Annotated in this window: 21 protein-coding genes; 8 read left to right on the forward strand and 13 right to left on the reverse strand. The window is 59.1% G+C overall.

What is annotated here, in order from left to right:
* Positions 1 to 29: 29 nt before the first annotated feature.
* The 5 genes from FT726_RS07730 to FT726_RS07750 form a co-directional block, all read right to left on the reverse strand.
* Positions 30 to 1,469, reverse strand: a complete 1,440-nt coding sequence (locus FT726_RS07730; protein WP_346302642.1) for a glycoside hydrolase family 1 protein — start codon at positions 1,467 to 1,469, stop codon at positions 30 to 32.
* Positions 1,470 to 1,481: 12 nt separating this feature from the next.
* A complete protein-coding gene (locus FT726_RS07735; RefSeq protein WP_010618140.1) occupies positions 1,482 to 1,796 on the reverse strand; it encodes a PTS lactose/cellobiose transporter subunit IIA in 315 nt (104 codons plus the stop codon).
* The gene (locus tag FT726_RS07740; RefSeq protein ID WP_021507246.1) at positions 1,796 to 3,112 is read right to left on the reverse strand and encodes a PTS sugar transporter subunit IIC; all 1,317 of its coding nucleotides are present in this window, start codon (positions 3,110 to 3,112) and stop codon (positions 1,796 to 1,798) included. The genes FT726_RS07735 and FT726_RS07740 overlap by 1 nt, the downstream gene beginning before the upstream one ends.
* An 88-nt stretch (positions 3,113 to 3,200) precedes the next feature.
* Positions 3,201 to 3,509, reverse strand: coding sequence for a PTS sugar transporter subunit IIB (locus FT726_RS07745; protein WP_031279665.1), 309 nt, complete (start codon positions 3,507 to 3,509; stop codon positions 3,201 to 3,203).
* Positions 3,510 to 3,716: 207 nt separating this feature from the next.
* Complete coding sequence (locus tag FT726_RS07750) at positions 3,717 to 3,902, reverse strand: hypothetical protein (RefSeq protein ID WP_021507248.1); 186 nt, start codon at positions 3,900 to 3,902, stop codon at positions 3,717 to 3,719.
* Positions 3,903 to 3,960: 58 nt separating this feature from the next.
* On the opposite strand from FT726_RS07750, the gene FT726_RS07755 reads away from it, so the two are divergent.
* Both FT726_RS07755 and FT726_RS07760 read left to right on the forward strand, forming a co-directional pair.
* Positions 3,961 to 4,284 carry a hypothetical protein gene (locus FT726_RS07755; protein ID WP_127833729.1) on the forward strand — a complete coding sequence of 108 codons (324 nt, stop codon included), beginning with the start codon at positions 3,961 to 3,963 and terminating at the stop codon, positions 4,282 to 4,284.
* Positions 4,285 to 4,395: 111 nt separating this feature from the next.
* Positions 4,396 to 4,635: a hypothetical protein gene (locus FT726_RS07760; RefSeq protein ID WP_021507249.1), complete on the forward strand. Its 240-nt coding sequence runs from the start codon at positions 4,396 to 4,398 to the stop codon at positions 4,633 to 4,635.
* Between the two features lie 111 nt (positions 4,636 to 4,746).
* Here the strand turns inward: FT726_RS07760 and yniD are convergent, their stop codons facing one another.
* The 6 genes from yniD to FT726_RS07790 all read right to left on the reverse strand — a co-directional run bounded on the left by yniD (position 4,747) and on the right by FT726_RS07790 (position 10,446).
* Positions 4,747 to 4,854, reverse strand: coding sequence for a small membrane protein YniD (gene yniD / locus FT726_RS07765; RefSeq protein ID WP_021507251.1), 108 nt, complete (start codon positions 4,852 to 4,854; stop codon positions 4,747 to 4,749).
* Between the two features lie 79 nt (positions 4,855 to 4,933).
* Positions 4,934 to 5,362: an OsmC family protein gene (locus FT726_RS07770; protein ID WP_141496676.1), complete on the reverse strand. Its 429-nt coding sequence runs from the start codon at positions 5,360 to 5,362 to the stop codon at positions 4,934 to 4,936.
* 62 nt (positions 5,363 to 5,424) lie between these two features.
* Positions 5,425 to 6,615, reverse strand: a complete 1,191-nt coding sequence (gene lldD, locus FT726_RS07775) for an FMN-dependent L-lactate dehydrogenase LldD (RefSeq protein WP_088516211.1) — start codon at positions 6,613 to 6,615, stop codon at positions 5,425 to 5,427.
* A complete protein-coding gene (gene lldR / locus FT726_RS07780) occupies positions 6,615 to 7,400 on the reverse strand; it encodes a transcriptional regulator LldR (RefSeq protein ID WP_222951228.1) in 786 nt (261 codons plus the stop codon). The genes lldD and lldR overlap by 1 nt, the downstream gene beginning before the upstream one ends.
* Positions 7,397 to 9,046 (reverse strand): L-lactate permease, encoded by a 1,650-nt coding sequence (lldP, locus tag FT726_RS07785; RefSeq protein WP_288421400.1) that lies wholly within the window; start codon positions 9,044 to 9,046, stop codon positions 7,397 to 7,399. Before lldP ends, lldR begins: the two co-directional genes overlap by 4 nt.
* Positions 9,047 to 9,273: 227 nt before the next feature.
* Positions 9,274 to 10,446 (reverse strand): cyanate transporter, encoded by a 1,173-nt coding sequence (locus FT726_RS07790; protein ID WP_346302643.1) that lies wholly within the window; start codon positions 10,444 to 10,446, stop codon positions 9,274 to 9,276.
* Positions 10,447 to 10,533: 87 nt separating this feature from the next.
* Here FT726_RS07790 and FT726_RS07795 point away from each other — a divergent pair, with 87 nt between their 5' ends.
* Together FT726_RS07795 and FT726_RS07800 are read left to right on the forward strand one after the other, a co-directional pair.
* Positions 10,534 to 11,394 carry a LysR family transcriptional regulator gene (locus tag FT726_RS07795; RefSeq protein WP_241798726.1) on the forward strand — a complete coding sequence of 287 codons (861 nt, stop codon included), beginning with the start codon at positions 10,534 to 10,536 and terminating at the stop codon, positions 11,392 to 11,394.
* 89 nt (positions 11,395 to 11,483) lie between these two features.
* Positions 11,484 to 12,845 carry an amidohydrolase family protein gene (locus tag FT726_RS07800; protein ID WP_166709656.1) on the forward strand — a complete coding sequence of 454 codons (1,362 nt, stop codon included), beginning with the start codon at positions 11,484 to 11,486 and terminating at the stop codon, positions 12,843 to 12,845.
* Between the two features lie 95 nt (positions 12,846 to 12,940).
* Here FT726_RS07800 and FT726_RS07805 read toward each other — a convergent pair whose 3' ends face one another.
* Positions 12,941 to 13,138, reverse strand: coding sequence for a hypothetical protein (locus tag FT726_RS07805; protein ID WP_010618157.1), 198 nt, complete (start codon positions 13,136 to 13,138; stop codon positions 12,941 to 12,943).
* Between the two features lie 391 nt (positions 13,139 to 13,529).
* On the opposite strand from FT726_RS07805, the gene dbpA reads away from it, so the two are divergent.
* The 3 genes from dbpA (at position 13,530) to FT726_RS07820 (ending at position 18,287) form a co-directional block, all read left to right on the forward strand.
* Complete coding sequence (gene dbpA, locus FT726_RS07810; protein ID WP_088516207.1) at positions 13,530 to 14,909, forward strand: ATP-dependent RNA helicase DbpA; 1,380 nt, start codon at positions 13,530 to 13,532, stop codon at positions 14,907 to 14,909.
* 141 nt (positions 14,910 to 15,050) lie between these two features.
* The gene (locus FT726_RS07815; RefSeq protein ID WP_021507259.1) at positions 15,051 to 16,013 is read left to right on the forward strand and encodes a chemotaxis protein; all 963 of its coding nucleotides are present in this window, start codon (positions 15,051 to 15,053) and stop codon (positions 16,011 to 16,013) included.
* A gap of 717 nt (positions 16,014 to 16,730) precedes the next feature.
* Positions 16,731 to 18,287 carry a methyl-accepting chemotaxis protein gene (locus FT726_RS07820; RefSeq protein ID WP_058758001.1) on the forward strand — a complete coding sequence of 519 codons (1,557 nt, stop codon included), beginning with the start codon at positions 16,731 to 16,733 and terminating at the stop codon, positions 18,285 to 18,287.
* A gap of 99 nt (positions 18,288 to 18,386) precedes the next feature.
* Here FT726_RS07820 and FT726_RS07825 read toward each other — a convergent pair whose 3' ends face one another.
* Entirely contained in the window at positions 18,387 to 19,676 is a 1,290-nt protein-coding gene (locus FT726_RS07825; protein WP_282995510.1) for an HAAAP family serine/threonine permease, read from the reverse strand.
* On the opposite strand from FT726_RS07825, the gene FT726_RS07830 reads away from it, so the two are divergent.
* Positions 19,664 to 19,909: a hypothetical protein gene (locus FT726_RS07830; RefSeq protein WP_127833726.1), complete on the forward strand. Its 246-nt coding sequence runs from the start codon at positions 19,664 to 19,666 to the stop codon at positions 19,907 to 19,909. The two genes, FT726_RS07825 and FT726_RS07830, sit on opposite strands and share 13 nt — an antisense overlap.
* Positions 19,910 to 19,946 lie beyond the last annotated feature (37 nt).

Below are 19,946 nucleotides of genomic sequence, written 5' to 3' on the forward strand. Positions count from 1 at the left end.
GCCGGGATGCCGCCGCGCCGCGCCGCGCGTTAGTATTCCACCTCCGCATCAGGCTGTGCACCGTTATTGCGGATCAACTGCTGATACCAGAAAAAGCTCTTCTTGCGATAGCGCGCCAGATCGCGCAGATCGTGTTCATCGCGGTTAACGTAGATAAAGCCGTAGCGTTTGCTGATGCCCTGATGGGTGCTGACCAGATCGATGGCCGACCACGGACAGTAGCCAAACAGCTCGACGCCATCGGCAATTGCCAGTCGTAGCTGAGCGATATGCTCGCGCAGATAGGCAATGCGGTAGTCGTCATACACCTTATTGCCCGCCTCCAGCGTGTCGAACGCGCCGAGACCGTTTTCTGTCACAATCAGCGGCAGCCGATAGCGCGCATAGATCTCCCGCGCGGTAATGCGGAAACCGACCGGATCGATATACCAGCCAAACTGATTCTGCTGCAGATGCGGATTGTTACAGCCGACGTACACCGATTTGTCGATGCCGGCCATCTGCTGGTCGGCCTGCTGCTTGCTGTTCAGCTCACCACGCGCGACCTCAGGCATGTCAGCACTGACTGTGGCCGATGCATAATAGTTGAAGGCGATAAAGTCCGGCTGACCGGCGGCGATGGTCGCCATATCCTCCGCCTCAATGTGCGGCAGCCAGCCGCGCTGCTGCAGAAACGCCCACACCACGTTGTTGTAATGGCCGTGTACCGCCAGGTCGAGGTAGAGCCAGTTGCGGATCGCTGAAAAGTTATCAGCGGCCAGCACATCTTCCGGTCTGGCGCTGGCGGCATAGATACAGGAGATGTTCGGTGCCGGGCCAATTTTGGCCTGCGGCAAGCGCTGGTGACAGGCAATCATCGCTTTGGCCTGCGCCAGCATCATATGGTGGTTGTGCTGATACAGCGTCTTCTGCGCATCCACCGTGCCGGCCGGCAGCGTGCCAATCACCTCGCCTTTGAGGATCATCATGTTCTGTTCATTGATGGTCAGCCAGTATTTCACCCGGTCGCCATAGTGCTCGAAACAGGTGATGGCGAAGCGCTCAAAGGCGGCCACGGTGCGCCGGTTTGACCAGCCGCCATCCTGCTGCAGCGCCCACGGCAGGTCGAAGTGATAGAGCGTGACCAGCGGCTCAATGCCGTGGCGGCAAATTTCATCAATCAGCTGCTGATAAAACGCAATGCCCGCCGGATTCAGCTCGCCGTCACCCTGCGGATAGATGCGGCTCCAGGCGATGGAGAATCGATAGGTTTTCAGGCCCAGCTCCGCCAGCAGCGCGATATCTTCCCGGAAGCGATGATAGTGATCGCTGGTTACGGTGAAATCCGTCATCCCCTCAGGAAAATGGCCTTTATCGATCACCGACGGCCCTTTGCCGTCTACGTTCCAGGCGCCCTCAACCTGATACGCCGAGGTTGAAGCGCCCCACAGAAAGCCGTGCGGAAACGCACCGGGGTTAGGATGTTGCATACTGCCTCCTTGTTAGTCTGCAGCCAGCTCGCGCCGCAGCTGGATGATCTCTTCCGCCAGTTCACGGCACAGCATGGCGTTCATCAGGTGATCCTGCGCATGCACCATGATCAGATTGACCGGAATTTTGCCGCAGCCTTCGTCAGCACCGATCAATTCGGTCTGGATACGGTGCGCGGCTCTGGCCGCCTCGCTGGCTTCGCTCAGCAACGCATCGGCGCGTGGCCACTCTTTGCGCCGCGCCGCGCGCAGCGCCTCCATCGAGCAGGAGCGCGCTTCTCCCGCCTGAATAATCAGTTCCATGACCGTGCTCTCATCAATTTCCATCATGCCTCCTTAACCGGTTGCGCTGCGGCGGCCTGCTCAAGCTCCTGCTGCAGCAGTTGCCGCTCATAAATTTTGAAAAACGGGTAGTAAATCAGCGTGGCGATGGTTACCAGCACGGCAATCAGCACGATGACGCGCCAGTCCCAGCCGGTCGACCAGGCCGCCCCGATCGGTGCCGGCGTGGTCCAGGGGGCCAGCGACACCACGTGGTTAATCAGGTGGGTTTTGGTGGCTGTCCAGGCGAGCGTGGCGTTGACTAACGGCGCGCAGATAAACGGAATGAACAGAATCGGATTCATCACCACCGGCGAACCGAAGATGACCGGCTCGTTGATGTTGAACATGCTGGGCACAATGCTCAGCTTGCCAATCGAGCGCAGATGCGCCGAGCGGCTGCGCAGGTAGAGCAGCACCAGTCCCATGGTGGAACCGGAGCCGCCAATAACGATGAAAAACTGCCAGAACGGCTCGATAAACACGTGCGTGATCGGCTCACCGGCGTTGAGCGCCTGCTGGTTGAGGCCAAGGTTAGTCAGCCAGAACGCCTGCAGAATGCCGCCGACAATCACCGCACCGTGAATGCCAGCGAACCACAGCATGTGGCACAGCAGCACCGCCACCAGCACCGCCGGTAACGAATCCGAGGCGGAGATAATCGGTGCGAACAGCGCCATGATCGCCTGCGGCAGCAGCAGGCCAAACTGCGCCTGCACCCACAGGCTGAGCGGAAACAGCGTGATGAAGATGGCGATGATCGGGATCAGCAGATCGAACGACTGACGAATTTTGGGCGGCACCTGCTCCGGCAGCTTAAAGCCGATGTTGTGCTTTTGCAGGAAGTGCATCAGCTCAGTGGCGAACAGCGCCACCAGAATCGCGGTGAAAATGCCCTCGCCGCCGAGTGAGCCAACCGGCAGTGTGCCGTTGCTCTGTGGCGCGGCCACCACCAGAAACGCCATCAGCGCCAGGCTGGCCGCCATAAAGCCGTTCATCTTGTAGCTGTTCGCCAGGTTATAGGCGATGGCGCTGGCGATATACAGCGCCATGATGCCCATGGTCATGTTATACGGCATCATGATTTGCGCTTCATGCGCGCGCACCATACCGAGCCACCACTGGGCAAACGCCCATGAGCTGTCAGCTGAGAACGGCGGATGGGCAAACAGCAGCATAAACGAGCCCACAATCAGAAACGGCATCGAGGCAATAAATCCATCGCGGATGGCAATCACATGGCGCTGGCTGGAGAGGCGTCCGGCCAGCGGGCTGATGCGGTTTTCAATCACACCAAATAACGATTCGCTTATGCTGCTCATCGGCGAGCTCCTTGCATCAGGCAACAACAGAATAAGCCTGTGCATTGGCGCACAGGCGTAAACAATTATTTTATTTTCGGAACAATCGTCAGGCGTGAATCAGCTTTAGCGAATCATCCAATATTTTCGCGCCATTCATCATGCCGTAATCCATGCTATTAATCACAGTGATAGGCTTATTTAGCTGCTGCGCCAGCGGCTGGAAGTCCGCCAGTTTGTATTTAATCTGCGGCCCGAGCAGGCAACAGTCAAAGTTCGCGATCTGATCGTTAAACTCTTCAATGCCAACGGCTTTTATCTCAACCTCGACGCCCTTCTCTTTGGCGGCCTTCTCCATTTTCTGCACCACCATGCTGGTGGACATCCCGGCGGCGCAGCAGAGTAGAATCTTTGGCATCATTCATTCCTCAGTGTGGGGTTTAATTAACGAATACCCGCGCTAAAGATTTTCTGCAACCGGTTTCAGATTTGCGTTACGGATCTGTGAGAAATATCAAAAAGCGCGCTGCAAATTTAATCGGGATGCAATAATAAACGGAAGAGATTATGTGAAAGTCGGGAAACAGTGGCGCGGCCAGACACAGCGCGCCACCGGGGCAGAACGTCAGGAGATGGCGGAATCTTTTTGCTTGTCGGCTTCGAAGTGTGCCTTGAACTGTTCGTAGATGGAGATCATATTGGAGGCATCGCCGTGCAGCGGGCTCAGTTTACCGGCGCGTACCAGTTCGATGACCAGTTGCAGGGCGGCCTGTTTTGGGCTGCTGGCCGGATGGGCAATTTCATGAGACATCAGATATCACTCCTTATTGTTGTCAGTGCCGCACAGTTTAGCCCAGATTGTGCTGCTAATGGGCGCGGCGCTGGTTATCATCATCCTGTTCGGACAAAAAAGCCGCTCAGGCTGTTCATTGACGCCTGAGGCGTTTAGCTATACTGGATCAAAAAAAGGAACACACAGCCACGCATTCCGTACCACGGGAATGGTGCAGAAGGAGGCGGTTATGTTGATTGGTTTTGTCTTGTTAGTGAGCGCCTGCGGCCACGATGCCTGTGATGCCCTGCCGGTGTCGGAGCGGATTTACCCCACGAAAGTGGCCTGCGAACAGATGGCCGATCGCATCCATAAAGTCCGGCCGAACGTGGTGCTGCTTTGTGGGGAAGTGCACCGTTAATTCGGTGCCAGTACGTCATCAATTGCATAAAAAACAGCCAGACGGCATTGCAACCTGGGCCCGCAGCGTTCAAAATATAAGCTGCTTTACACTATTACAGTTGTGAATCCCATGAAAAAAACTCGCCCCCGTCGTCCCAACGGACGCTGGGTTTATTACATTTTGTATGACGGCATTCTCTGGCCCTGTCCGGTGCGCTGGGAGTGGGAGAGCGGCTTCGGCGGCTGGCTGCCGTTTTACTATTCGCCCACCTTTGAATTTGTCGCGGGCGATCCGCGCAAGGCCTACCGCATTGCGCGCAGCAGCGTGCGCAATCTGCGCCAGCATGAGCATGACGGCGAATATGCCTGAGGCGTCAGAACTGCCACGGCAGCCACGAGGCCGTCAGCAGGTAGTGCACCAGTTCCAGCACCAGAATAATCATCACCAGCACCCCGAGCTTGTGGCGGCATACCCAATCCTTTAGCCCCATATCATCGCCGCCCAGCGAATCAGCATCAGCGCGCCGCAGATGCACAGCAACACCACAATCATCTTCCAGTGTTTTGTCGCAGCCAGTTTTTTTGCCACGTCTCCTCCAGACAGCAGAAAGCAACGATGCGCCCGCAGGCGCATCGCATAGTCTACCGCTGGTCACCCGTGAGGGCGATTAATTATTCAGCGTATAGTCGAGGGTGATTTCGGCATTCAGCACCTGAGACACCGGGCAGCCGGCTTTGGCTTTCTGAATGATTTCATCAAATTTGGCATTATCGATGCCCGGCAGCGCAATGGTGCTGTTGAGGGCAATTTTGGTGATGGCGAAGCCGTCGCCCTTTTTGTCCAGTGAAACATCGGCGGTGGTGTCGATGCTTTTCGGTGGATGACCGGCCTGGCCCAGCATCAGCGACAGCGCCATGGAGAAGCAGGCGGCGTGTGCCGCGCCAATCAGCTCTTCCGGATTGGTGCCCTTCTCGCCTTCAAAACGGGTGTTAAAACCGTATGGCTGGTTGCTGAGCACGCCGCTTTCAGTGCTAACCGTGCCTTTGCCTTTGATGTCGCCTTCCCAATGGGCCGATCCTTTCTTATGAATGGTCATGTCATTCCTCCTGTTAGTCAGACAGCTATTCAGTATAGACAAGAGCCGGCGCTTTGCCTGGCTTAGCGCACCGCGTGCGGGCGCGCCGGGCTGAGCCCGGCTTCGCTCAGCAGCGCATTCGCCTGCACCAGCGAATCCTGCGTGATGTCCGCAATGGTTTTCGCGCCGGTCAGCGTCATCGCCACCCTCATCTCTTTCTCAACCAGGCTCAGCAGATTCTCCACGCCGCGCTGGCCGTGCGTCGCCAGCGCATAGATAAACGCGCGTCCCAGCAGCACGCTGTCAGCCCCCAGCGCAATCATGCGCACCACATCCAGCCCGTTACGAATGCCGCTGTCGGCCAGAATGGTGATGTCGCCCTTTACCGCGTCGGCGATGGCCGGCAGCGCGCGCGCCGACGACAGCACGCCATCCAGCTGACGTCCGCCGTGGTTGGAGACCACGATGCCATCGGCGCCAAAACGCACCGCATCGCGCGCATCTTCCGGGTCGAGAATGCCTTTGATCACCATCGGCCCTTCCCAGAATTCGCGAATCCACTCCAGATCCTGCCACGAGATCGACGGGTCGAAATTTTTCGCCAGCCAGCCGATATAATCTTCCAGTCCGGTAGGGTTACCGAGGTACGTGGAGATATTGCCGAGATCGTGCGGACGCCCGTGCAGCCCGACGTCCCACGCCCACTGCGGATGGGTGACCGCCTGCCAGTAACGGCGCAGCGCGGCATGCGGGCCGCTCATGCCAGAGTGCGCATCGCGGTAGCGCGCGCCCGGCGTCGGCATATCGACGGTGAACACCAGCGTCGAACAGCCTGCCGCTTTGGCCCGCTCCAGCGCGTTGCGCATAAAGCCGCGATCGCGCAGCACATACAGCTGAAACCACATCGGGCGGTTAATCGCCGGTGCCACCTCTTCTATCGGGCACAGCGACACGGTCGACAGGGTAAATGGAATGCCGCGATTGGCTGCCGCACGCGCCGCCTGCACTTCACCGCGTCGCGCGTACATGCCGCACAGGCCGACCGGCGCCAGCGCCACCGGCATCGACAGCGTTTCGTTGAACAGCCGCGTTTCCAGGCTCAGCTCAGCCATGTTTTTCAGCACGCGCTGACGCAGCGCCACGTCAGAGAGATCGGCCACGTTGCGCTTCAGGGTATGTTCTGCGTAGGCTCCGCCGTCCAGATAGTGAAACAGGAATGGCGGCAGGATACGTTGCGCCGCGGCGCGATAGTCACTGGCAGCAGAAATAATCATCAGTTGTCTTCCTTACGGGTAGCCTGCGTGGCGCCCGGTAACCGCGTGATGCGGGCCTGGCGCGCTTCGTCTTCATGCAGCGTTTTCATGGTGGTGTGAACAAAGCCGAGGTGATCCATCGCCGCCTGACGCGCCGCGTCGGCGTCGCCCGCCATCACCGCATCGAACATCGCCTGATGCTGGGCGTTGAGCTGGTTGAAGATCACCGGCTGGGTGTACATACGCTGGCGGCTGTGCAGCACGGAGGATTGCAGCAGATCAAAAAATCCGCGCATGGTCTGCAGTAGCACCAGATTATGCGAGGCTTCGGCAATGGCGAGGTGGAAGCGCAGATCCGCCTGCGCGGCCAGTTCGGGATCGTCGCAGTCGTTCATTTGTATCAGCGCGTCAAAGGCATAGCGCAGCCGCTCTTTATCCGCCTCGGTGGCGCGTTGCGCGGCGTGCCAGGCGGTGCTGGCCTCAATCGCGTGGCGCGCCTCAAGAATATCCCAGCGGTAGTCAGGATCGGCGGCCAGCAACTGACGAATCGGCTCGACGATGCGCTGTTCTGACCACGGCTCCTGCGGCTCGCACAGCCAGGTACCGCCGCCGCGTTTACTGATCAGCACGCCACTGCTGATCAGCTGCTGGATGGCCTCACGCACCGACGAGCGCGACACGCCGAAGCGGGCGGCCAGCGCACGCTCCGAAGGTAAACGCATGCCGGGTTTCAGCTGATGCTCTTCAATCCAGGCGCCAAGACGCGCGCGCAGCGTATCCGCCAGCCGCGGTGTGGGTTCAGTCATGGAATCATCCAGGTAAAGACATACGCCTGCAGCGTGGTGATCACGCCGACCATACAGGTAAAAATCAGGCTGTGTTTAACGGTAAACCGGAACAGATCGGACTCGCGCCCCACCAGCCCCACGGCGGCGCAGGCGATGGCGATCGACTGCGGCGAAATCATTTTACCGGTGACGCCACCGGTGGTATTGGCGGCCACCAGCAGCACATCCGACACACCAATCTGCTGCGCGGTGGTCGCCTGCAGCGCGGCGAACAGCGCGTTAGAAGAGGTATCGGAGCCGGTCAGAAAGACGCCCAGCCAGCCGAGGAACGGCGAGAAGAAGGTGAAGGCCTGGCCGGTGTGCGCCAGCGCCAGGGCCAGCGTGGCCGACAGCCCGGAGTAGTTTGAGATGAACGCAAAGGCCAGCACCATGCCGATGGAATAGATCGGCAGCGCCAGTTCCTTCAGGGTTTCGCCAAAGGTGCGCAGCGCCGCCGCCGGCTTCATACGCAGGAAAATCACCGAAATCACCGCCGCCAGCAGAATCGCAGTGCCGGTGGCGGAGACCACGTCAAATTTGAACAGCGCCGCATACGGCGTTGCTGCGCTCACTACCGGCGGCATGCGTGCCACCAGCTCGTGCAGCAGCGGCACTGGCACGCTAAACACCCACTCATACAGCGCGCCGCCTTTAGCGAACAGCGCTTTAAACGGCGGAATACTCCACAGCGTTACGGTCGCGGTAAGGAACAGGAACGGCATCCAGGCACGCACAATCTGCCCCAGCGTGTAGCGTTGCGTCCCTGAGGGCGCAGCCTCTGGCGCGGGCTCTTTAAAGCGGAAGATGCGCACCGGCTGCCAGCGGCGCAGAAACAGCGTCAGGCAGATCAGCGAAACCAGCGACGAAATGATATCCGGCAGCTCCGGGCCAAGGAAGTTAGAGCTGAGGTACTGGGCGATGGCAAACGAACCGCCGGCCACCATCACCGCCGGCCAGGTCTCTTTGATGCCGCGCCAGCCATCCATGATCGCCATGATCCAGAACAGCACGATGAGGGTGAGAAACGGCAACTGGCGTCCCGCCATCTGGCCAATCTGGAAGCTGTCCAGCCCGGTGACCTGACCGGCGACGATGATCGGAATCCCCATCGCGCCGAACGCCACCGGCGCGGTGTTGACGATCAGGCACAGTCCGGCGGCATAGAGCGGATTAAAGCCCAGCCCGACCAGCAGTGCGGCGGTGATCGCCACCGGTGCCCCAAAGCCTGCCGCGCCCTCTAAAAACGCGCCAAACGAAAAGCCGACGATCAGCATCTGCAAACGCTGGTCTGGCGTGATGGAGAGAATCGAGGCGCGAATGATATCGAACTGGCCGGTTTTCACCGAGATCTTGTAGACAAACACCGCCGCCACGATGATCCAGGCAATCGGCCACAGGCCGTATAAAAAACCATACGCCACCGACGCCAGCGCCTGGGGCACCGGCATGCCGTACAGCAGCAGCGCCACCAGCAGCGCCAGCACCACGGTGATCGTACCGGCCTGATAGCCCTTCAGCTTGAGCTTAATCAGCGCGAAGAAGAAAAAAACAATCGGGATCACCGCCACCAGGCTGGATAGCCACAAATTGTTGAGCGGATCGTAGTTTTGTTGCCACACCTGCATGCCGTTTCTCCAGAGGTCACCAGAGGGATGCGGCGCATCGGCAAAAGCAGGCGTGCGCCGCAGATTGTTGCCCGGTTCCGCACCACAATTGGTAGGACCACATTGCGGCTGACGGGCTTTCTGGCTCCAGATAGTTAATGCATTGTTAACCCAAAGCAACGCGGCAGGCGTGATTTTTCGTGTTATGTGACCATGTGGCTACATTTTTATAACATTGGTAGGACCAATCAGCGCGCTGCCGCACCAAAGGCGCGCGCATAGCTGCGCGGATGAAAACGCAGATTGAGTCCGATCAGCCCCAGCGTCACGATGCCCTGCATCAGCCATACGCTGGCAAAGCTATGGGTGAGCACCTGCAACTGACCGGCAATAAACGGCATGCAGCCGGCGATGATGAATCCTGCGCCCTGCATGAAGGCCACCAGCCGCGCGCCTGCCTGCGGCTGCGGCAGATGATCGAGCGCCAGCACCATCGCCAGCGGGAACGCGGCACCGAGACCGAAGCCGGCGATGGCGGCCCACAGCCACGGCGCCAGCAGTGGCGCAAAAAGAAACCCGCTCATCCCGGCCAGCTGGCACAGCAGACTGACAATCAGCTGCGGACGGCGATCGGCACCGCGCGCCAGCAGCGGCATCAGCAGCGCGCCGGCAACCTGGCTCAGAATCATCACGCCCAGCAGCGAGCCGCCGGCCTGCGCCGACCAGCCCAGCCGGTGATACGCATCCGGCAGCCAGGCCACGCAGGTGGCATAGCCGCCATTGACCAGGCCAAAGCTCAGCGCCAGCGACCAGGCGCGCGGCTTACGCCACAGCGGCGGCAGCGTTACCTGCGCGGCATCCGGCGCGACAGGCACGCGCACCAGTAGCCACAGCAGGATAGCCAGCAGCACCGGCAGCGCCCAGCCGCTGAGCGCCAGCGGTACGCCAAGCTGCGCGCTGAGCCATGGCGACAGCGTCGCGCCCAGTCCGCCGCCGCCCATCAGCGCGCCCGCCCACAGCCCGGTGACCGCCGCGCTGCGCCGGCTAAAACGCTGACGAATCAGTCCCGGCATCGCCATCTGCACCACGCCGACGCCGATGCCAGCAAACAGCGCGCTGAGCACCAGCCCGCTGCCGCTGTCGATCACGCCGCGCGCCGCCAGCGCCAGCAGCAATAGCGTCAACCCGGCCAGCAGCAAGGGCTTTAAGGCCACACGCTGCATCAGCCTGGCGCTGAACAGCGCCACCGCGCCCATCATCACCATCGGCACCGCCGGCAGCAGCGAGGCGGCCAGCCCTGACAAATGCAGGCTGTGGCGCAGCTGGCCCAGCAGTGGACTGATCGAGGTCAGCAGCGGGCGCATGTTCAGCCCGGCCAGCACCAGCGCAGCCAGCGTTAACGTATTGGCATGTCGGTTCATAACCCATCCTGCAGTGAAAAGGTTGTCAGCATCGCAGCAGACAGTACTATTTGGAAATGAAATAACACCATGATGGGCAGTGGATAAATGAATCGTCAGCCAATGTTTACGCCGCAGCAGCTATTGAGCTTTGTGGCGGTGTGCGAGACCGCCAGCTTTACCCGCGCCGCCGAGCGTGTGCACCTGTCGCAGTCGACGGTCAGTCAGCAGGTGCGGCGGCTGGAAGAGATGGTGGGTAAAGCGCTGTTACAGCGCACCTCACATCAGGTGGCGCTGACCGAAGAGGGAGAAAAATTGCTCGGCTACGCGCGGCGCATCATCGCGCTTAACGGCGAAGCGCACGATGTGCTGAGCGATAAGTGGCGCGACGGCATTGTGCGCATTGGCGTGCCGGAGGATTTTGCCGCCCCGACCGCCAGCCTGCTGGCCGGATTCAGCCGACAGCATCCGCAGCTGCGTCTTGACGTGATGAGCGGCATGTACGTCGATTTGCATCGCGCATGGCAGCGCGAAGAGCTGGATCTGATGCTGATCAAGCAGCCGGGCGGCGATCGCCCGCTGGCCGCCCGGCCCGAGCCACTGCTGTGGCTGGACAGTGCCGAACACCCCTGCTTTGACCAGACGCCGCTGCCGCTGGTGGTGTTTCCGCAGCAGGGGCTGTATCGCGAAGAGATGTGTCAGACGCTGGATGCGCTCGGCCGCAGCTGGCGCATCAGCTACAGCAGCGCCAGCCTGGTGGCCCTCGCCAGCGCCAGCGCCGCCGGTCTCGGCCTGACGCTGCTGCCCGCCAGCTGCCGCCTGCCCGGTCACCGCGTGCTGGGCAGCGCTGAGGGTTTACAAGTAATCAGCCATTTCGAGCTGGCGCTGTTCTGCCGTAAGCCGCAGGATGCGCTGCAGCAGGCACTGGCCGCTGCGCTGGTGCAATTCTGCCAGCTACAGTGGCAGTGATTTTTCCACTGCCAGGCAGTGGGAAATATCGCAGCGCGGCGGCGTCGGTTTTGCCAGATTAGGTTTTTTCCTTTTGCCTGGAGTTTCCGATGCCTCTGACCGCTTCCAGCCGACGTGATTTTCTCAGCCACGGCGTGCGCCTTACTGCCGCAGGCAGCCTGATGATGGCTGGCATGAGCAGCGCCGCCCGCCCCGACACACCGCCGGTCTCGTCCACCCCGCCGCCTGCCGTGGCGCACTATCAGCTGCTGAATGTGCGCCTCGAAGAGGGATTTGAGCGCGACGGCGCGGAGATAGTCGCCACCCGCACCGCGCTGTACGACATCACCATTAAAGAAGGCAAGTTCAGCGCCATTAGCGCCGCCGGCCAGGCGCGCCAGCCTGCCGTGCCGCAGTGGGATGCTGGCGGTGCGCTGCTGCTGCCGCGCACGCGGGACATGCATATCCATCTGGATAAAACCTTCTACGGCGGACCGTGGCAGGCACCGCGTCCGCGGCAGGGCAAGACCATCATGGATATGATTGCGCGCGAGCAGGTGCTGATTCCCCAGCTGCTGCCAACCTCGCAGGCGCGCGCCGAAGCGCTGATTGGCCTGCTGCAAAGTAAAGGCAGCACCGAAGCGCGCAGCCACTGCAACATCGATCCAGTCAGTGGCCTGAAAAGTCTCGAACATCTGCAGCTGGCGCTGGCCAACCATCCGGCGTTTCGCTGTGAGATCGTCGCCTTTCCGCAGCATGGTTTGCTGCATTCGCAGGTCGATGGTCTGATGCGTGAGGCGATGCAGCTCGGCGTGCAGTATGTCGGTGGGCTGGATCCCACTAACGTGGACGGTGCCATGCAGGCTTCACTTGATGCGATGTTCCGCATCGCGCTGGATTACGATCGCGGCGTGGATATTCACCTGCATGAGACCAGCGCCGCCGGCGTGGCAGCCATTCAGTACATGATCGCCACTATCGCCCGTAACCCGCAGCTGAAAGGCAAAGTGACGCTGAGCCACGGTTTCGCGCTCGCCACGCTGGAAGGTAAGGCGCTGGATGAGATTATCGCCGGCATGGCCGAACAGCAGATGAGCGTGGCGTCAACGATTCCGATTGGCAAGCTGACGATGCCATTGCCGCAGTTGCAGGCAGCGGGCGTGACGGTAATGACCGGCACCGACAGCGTGATTGATCACTGGTCGCCGTTCGGTACCGGCAGCATGCTGGAGAAAGCCAATCTGTATGCCCAGCTGTATCGCGGATCGGATGAATTTGGCCTGAGCCGCGCGCTGCATATCGCCACCGGCGGCATTCTGCCGCTCGCCAATAGCGGTGAGCGCCAGTGGCCGCAGCTGCAGGATGAAGCCAGTATGATGCTGGTCGACGCCAGCTGCTCGGCGGAAGCCGTGGCGCGCATCGCGCCGGTGCGCGCTACGTTCCAGCGCGGCACGCCGGTATTCAGCGCCTGAAGGCGCATCGCAGCCAGGCCCGGCCACAAAAAAGCCTCCCGCAGGAGGCTTTGGAAGGTGACACCGGCGCGGCAAGCCCGATGATAATGCTGGATTTAAGACAACATCTGAATCGCCAGCGCATACAGGCGCTGGTGCTCATCGTCATTAACAGGCTCTTCTTCCGCATAACAGGCAATCATGGAGCTGACTTTATCGGAGGATAACGTCTCTCCATGCAGATGCAGCGTTAGCACGGCGCGGCCGACGATTTTCAGAACGTCTTCGTTTTGTCCCTGGACATAGTGACTCAATGAGGTGACCTCTGAAGTAATTATTAATTGCCAAATGGCGCGCTAAATATAAAGCAAAGCGGTTAGGATTTTTACTCAGATTTTCCGCATAACAGGTAACATATAAGCGAAATCTTACTGAAAATAGCCGTAACATGCCGCGATATTGCCGCTTACCTGCCGCTAATATCATTTTTTCCCTCGAAAAAGCGTTTTTACCGTTCGTGCTGCCTCGTGTGAAATTCGGAACATTCATTAAAACTTTGCGATAGTTGCACCTCATCATTGACCTGACAAAGCGCAACGGCTGACTAATTTCTCTGCGTGATTATTACCGCAATTGCCGTTGCCGATAGCCCGCCTTTCTGCCAGACTGGCCGCCGCTATTCCTGCTACTACCTGAGATGCTCCTGTGACTGCTTTTTCTACCCTGACGCAACTGCCTGCCAGCCAGCTCGACAACCTGCGCGAGATGGGCTTCGACGCCATGACGCCGATTCAGGCCGCTTCCCTGCCGGCCATCCTTAGCGGACGCGATGTGCGGGCGCAGGCGCAAACCGGCAGCGGCAAAACCGCCGCCTTCGGTATTGGCGTGCTGAACCGCATCGACAGCGGGCGTTTTCATACCCAGGCGCTGGTGCTGTGCCCGACGCGTGAACTGGCCGACCAGGTCAGCAACGTGCTGCGTCAGCTGGCGCGCTTTACCCGCAACATCAAGATCCTGACGCTGTGCGGCGGCCAGCCAATGAGCGCGCAGCGCGACTCGCTGGTGCACGCGCCGCATATTGTGGTCGGCACGCCGGGGCGCATCCTCGATCATCTCAAGCGTGACAATCTCGATTTAAGTCAGTTGCAGAGCCTGGTGCTGGATGAAGCTGATCGCATGCTGGAGATGGGTTTCCGCGACGATATGGAAGCCATCATTGGCTTTACGCCGGATTCGCGTCAGACGCTGCTATTCTCCGCCACCTGGCCCGATACCATTGCCAGCCTGAGTCAGCGCTTTCAGCGCGATGCGCTGGCAGTAGCGACCGAAGCGAAGTCGGAACTGCCAGCGATTGAGCAGCAGTTTATTGAAACCAGCGCCAGCGAGCGTATCAACCTGCTCAGCGCCCTGCTCAGCCAGCAGCAACCGGCTTCCTGCGTGGTGTTCTGTAACACCAAACGGGAATGCGATGAGATTGCGGCCGCGCTCAACGATCGCCAGATCAGCGCGCTGGCGCTGCACGGCGATCTGGAACAGCGCGATCGCGAACGCGTGCTGATTCGCTTTGCCAACGGCAGCATCCGCGTGCTGATCGCCACCGACGTCGCCGCGCGCGGCCTCGACATTAAATCGCTGGCGCTGGTGGTTAACTTCCAGCTGGCGTGGGATCCGGAAGTGCACATCCACCGTATTGGCCGTACCGGCCGCGCCGGCGAACAGGGGCTGGCGGTCAGCTTTGTGGCGGCTGACGAAATGGTGCGCGCCCATGCGCTGGAAGATTACCTGCAGCAGAAGCTCAACTGGCAGCCGGCCAGCACGCTGAAAGGCAAAGGCGCACAGCCGCTGCCGGCGGCGATGATGACGCTGTGCATTGACGGTGGGCGTAAAGCCAAGATGCGTCCCGGCGATATTCTGGGCGCCCTGACCGGTGAAGCCGGCTTCAGCGGCGATCAGATCGGTAAAATCGATCTTACGCCGACCCATGCGTATGTCGCCATTGACGCCGCACAGGCGAAGAAAGCGCTGATCAAGCTGAAAGAGGGCAAGATCAAAGGCAAAAGCGTGCGCGCGATTCTGCTGAAGTAACTGTCGTGAGCGTGAGGGCGATCGCCCTTACGCTAAATTTTCATCGCCCTTCCCTTCATTTTTTTCCTCCGCTGCCGATAAGTTAATCATGGCGCTATTGCCCTGCCCTTTACTCCGCCCAGATTCTGCCCCGAGGCCACAATGGATAATTTTCAGAAAGAGATCGATGAACGCGCCAACCTTGCGCTTTCTAACAAATTCGAACTGCTGCTGTTCCGGCTGGGTTCCGATCGGCTGAAAGGCAAGTCTGAGCTGTACGGCATCAACGTATTTAAACTGCGTGAAATTGTGCCGATGCCGACGATTACCCGCGCCGCCGGCATGAATTCACCGCTGCTCGGCATGGCCAGTATTCGCGGCCAGTTTATTCCGGTGATCGACCTGCCGGCAGTAACTGGCTGCAAACCGGAAACCGGCCTCAACCTGCTGCTGGTGACCGAGTACGCGCGCAGCACCCAGGCATTTGCTGTGGAATCGGTGGAGAACATTGTGCGTCTCGACTGGAATCAGGTGCACACGGCGGAAGCGGGCATCGGCAGCCGTAACATCACCAGCATCGCCTGTCTGGACACCGACGGTCAGAGCAACAATCTGGCACTGGTGCTCGACGTCGAGCAGATTCTGTATGACATCATTCCGTCGGTGCGTGGTGTTGAGCCGAGCGAAGAGACGGCGAAGAATTTCAACCTTAAACCCGGCCAGGTAGCGATTGTTGCTGAAGACTCTAAAGTGGCGCGTCAGCTGCTGGAACAGGGGCTGAAAAGCATGGGCATTCCGGCCATCATGCACAATACCGGGCTTGAAGCGTGGATAAAAATCAGCGAGATGCAGAAAGAAGCACAGGCTAACGGCGAGTCGATTCACGACAAAATCGCGCTGGTGCTGACCGACCTCGAAATGCCGGAGATGGACGGCTTTACCCTGACGCGCAACATCAAGCGCGACGACGCGCTGCGGCAGATTCCGGTGGTGATTCACTCGTCGCTTTCCGGCAGCGCCAACGAAGATCACGTGCGCAAAGTGGGCGCTGACGGTTACGTCGCTAAGTTTGAAATCAACGAGCTTTCCAGCGTGATTTATCGCGTGCTGGAGAAGAAGCGCTAAGCGCTTGCCCCGATTATCCCCTCAGGCGCGATGTTCGCGCCTTTTTTATGCCCGCTCGCCAGCCTTCAGCAGCGTTACCGTAACGGCGTATTTATCCTGTCTTACTGATCTATTAATCGTCTGAGGTCACCATGAATGGTGACCCTACAGGGCCTCTGCGCGTTTTTTGCAGGGTGCAGTTTATTGCGCATTCCGCCACGGTGCGGGAAATGAAATGCGCGATGAATCGCGCCGCTACGGTTTGTGCGACGGGATAATGCAGATATCCCATCCGCAATGAATCATGATGGCGCGACGTGTCACGCAGATATTCCTTTCATGTGATGCCGCTGATAACCGCACGAGTGGTAGCGGCGCAATTTATTGCGCGATGCCTTTCAATTGCGCGTCTCAGGTCACCATGAATGGTGACCCTGCAGTCTCTGCGCGTTTTTGTAGGGTGCGCAATTTTGCGCACCGACATAGGCCGTGACGCCACCTAATTACGACCAGTGATTAATCAACCTTAAGCCCTCTTAACCGTTTTGTGACGAATCCCTAAAAAATTAAAGTTAAAACATTAGCAACCGATAACTTTAGCGCCTGCGCTGGTGGCGCCAGACCCGTCTCGTCGCAACGGCAAAAAATCTTTCCTTTACACATCATTGACATATTGCAGGCCCATCGTCTGCGTTTCCGTTTTAATACAACAGCATTCTGGCATTGCGGGGAGATCCAATGTTGAGCTTAAAGAATATGAAGGTCGGCGTCCGCCTGGGCATCGCCTTTGGTTTAGTGGTGGCACTACTGGTGGTGATTGGTATTACCTCAATCATGAAGATCAACAACATCAAGAGCGGCATTACCTCGATTGTGGAAGATCGCTATGTAAAAGTGCGGCTCGGCTTTGACGTGCGCGATGGCGTCAACGATCAGATCAAATACCTGCGCGGCATCGTCATCGATACCACCCGACCGCAGTTCAACGTGCAGCGCTTTCAGCAGCTGGCAGACGCCACCGCCCGTACCAACGCGGCGATGAAGAAGATCGAAGCAATTCAGATTACCGCCGTAGGCAAGAAGAAAATTGCCAGCCTGCTGGCTGCCAGTCAGCAGTTTGAACAGCAGAAAAATGAGGTGCTGGATCTGGTGCGGGCCGGTAAAGCCGATGACGCCAGCTACTACGTGCTGAAAAAAATTACCGCCGTGCAGAATGCCTACCTCGACCTGGCGGTGGCGTTTGCTGATTCCCAGTCCTCACAGCTCCAGCAGGAAGGCGCCGGCATTATCGACGATGGCACCACGGCGATTGAAGTCACGCTGGTGTTCTCCGCGCTCGCCATTCTCGCTGCCGTGGTGATGGGCTGGCTGCTGACCCGTTCGATTGTGCATCCACTGAATGAAGCGGTGACCATCGCCAGCAAAGTGGCTGCCGGCGATCTCAGCTCGCGCATTGAAATACGCAGCAAAGATGAAACGGGCGCGCTGATGCAGGCTCTGCAGGCGATGAACGATAACCTGCTGACCATTGTTTCCGATGTACGCGCCGGATCCGACACCATCGCCGTGGCGTCCAACCAGATCTCCAGCGGTAACATCGATCTCTCTTCGCGCACTGAACAGCAGGCCAGCTCGCTGGAAGAGACGGCGTCCGCGATGGAGCAGATGACCGCTACCGTGAAGCACAACGCCGACAATGCGCGCGAAGCCAACTCGCTGGTGGCGAAAACCTCCGGCGTCGCCAAAGAAGGCGGTGAAGTGATGGAGCAGGTGATTGTGAAGATGGAGGCGATTGCCCTCTCCTCGAAGAAGATTGTCGACATCATCAGCGTGATCGACTCTATCGCCTTCCAGACCAACATCCTGTCGCTCAACGCGGCGGTCGAAGCGGCGCGCGCCGGTGAACAGGGTCGCGGATTTGCCGTTGTCGCCACCGAAGTGCGTAACCTGGCGCAGCGTTCTGCCTCCGCGGCGAAAGAGATCAAAGTGCTGATTGAAGACTCGGTGGCGAAGGTGGATGAAGGCAGCCGTCTGGTGACGCACGCCGGTTCGACCATTGGTGAAGTGGTCAACAGCGTAAGCAGCGTGGCGGAGATCATGAGCGAAATCACCATCGCCAGCAGCGAACAGAGCAGCGGCATCAGTGAAATCAATCAGGCCATTACGCAGATGGAAGCGGTGACGCAGCAGAACGCCGCGCTGGTGCAGGAAGCGTCCGCTGCGTCTCAGGCGCTGCAGGAGCAGGCCGATCGTCTGGCGCAGTCGATGAGCGTGTTTAAAACCGCTGCGGTTTAAAACAGACAGCCCCGATCTGCATGCGTCAGACGGGGCCGTTCAGTGTCGCAGGCGTTGTCTTGGCGGTGCGCATCGGGTCCGGCGCACCGCGCCCTGCTGTTAATTCATCAGCGAATAAGCGATGGACGAAATCGCCAGAATCCCCACCAGCACCACAAACAGGTTGCTGATTTTGCCGCTGTACTGGCGCATCGCCGGGACTTTATGAATAGCGTACATCGGCATCAGGAACAGAATCATCGCAATCACCGGCCCGCCCAGCGTCTCAATCATGCCGAGAATGCTCGGGTTCAGAGTGGCAACCAGCCAGGTGGTCAGCAGCATAAACAGCGTGGTCAGGCGATTCATTTTCTGCGGTGTGATGGTTTTGCCGCGGCTGCGCAGCGACTTCGCCACCATGCCGTTAAAGCCTTCACGCGCGCCCAGATAGTGGCCGAGGAACGATTTGGTGATCGCCACGATGGCGACAATCGGCCCCATCCAGGCAATCATCGGCACGTTAAAGTGGTTCGCCAGATAGGAGAGAATGGTGATGTTCTGCGCCTTTGCTGCCTGTAAATCGGCGGGCGACAGGCTCAGCACGCAGCTGAACACAAAGAACATCACGGTCACCACCATCATCAGATGGGCGCTGGCGAGAATGCGTGAACACTTCTTCTCCGCGCCGGCACCGTACTCGGCGCGTTTCGCCACGGCAAAAGACGAGATAATCGGCGAATGGTTGAAGGAGAACACCATCACCGGAATCGCCAGCCACAGCGTCATCCAGATACTGCTGTCGCTACCGCTTTGCGCAAACGATAAGGTCTCCAGCGCCGCACCGTGCCAGTGCGGCACCAGATACGCAGCCAGCAACATCAGCACTGCCACAAACGGAAACACCAGCACGCTCATCGCTTTGACAATCATCTGCTCGCCGAAGCGCACCACCGTCATCATGCCAGCGATCAAAATCAGCGACAGCAACGCACGCGGCGGCGATACCAGCCCGAGCTGGTGCACAATAAAGCTGTCCACGGTATTGGTGATCGCTACGCTGTACATCAGCAGGATCGGGTAGATGGCAAAGAAGTAGAGCAGCGTGATGATCTTACCGGCGCCGACACCGAAATGCTCTTCCACTACGTCCGTGATATCCGCATTGGGATTTTTGCCGGAGAGCACAAAACGCGTCAGCGCACGGTGCGCAAAGAAGGTCATCGGGAAGGCGAGAATCGCCATGATGAGTAATGGAATCAACCCGCCCGCGCCGGCGTTAATCGGCAGAAACAGCACCCCTGCGCCAATCGCGGTGCCGTACAGGCCCAGCATCCACACCGTATCACTCTTGCGCCAGCCGGTAGCTGCCGCCTCCACCGTACCGAGGGTACCGGTTTGTGAGTTATCCATCTGTCTCTCCAAAATTGTCTCAAATGCAGCCGGAACGACGGCTAAAAATTCGCGGCGGCCTGCAGCGTGCGGTCGCTTCACAAAACGCGCCTATGCTACCCGTTTTTGCCCGGCGTGGATTGCCGCAACGCAAGACATGCATCACAAAGGCGGTAAAAATGCGCGAGATGGCGATAAAAGCAACAATAACGCACGAAACACGCACGCAATCGATTGCCTGGGGCGCTATTTGACCTGAGAAGCGTCAGGAGTGCAAGACACAGCGCGAAG

This window comes from Pantoea sp. Morm (genome assembly GCF_016643525.1).
GTDB classification, from domain to species: domain Bacteria; phylum Pseudomonadota; class Gammaproteobacteria; order Enterobacterales; family Enterobacteriaceae; genus Pantoea; species Pantoea dispersa.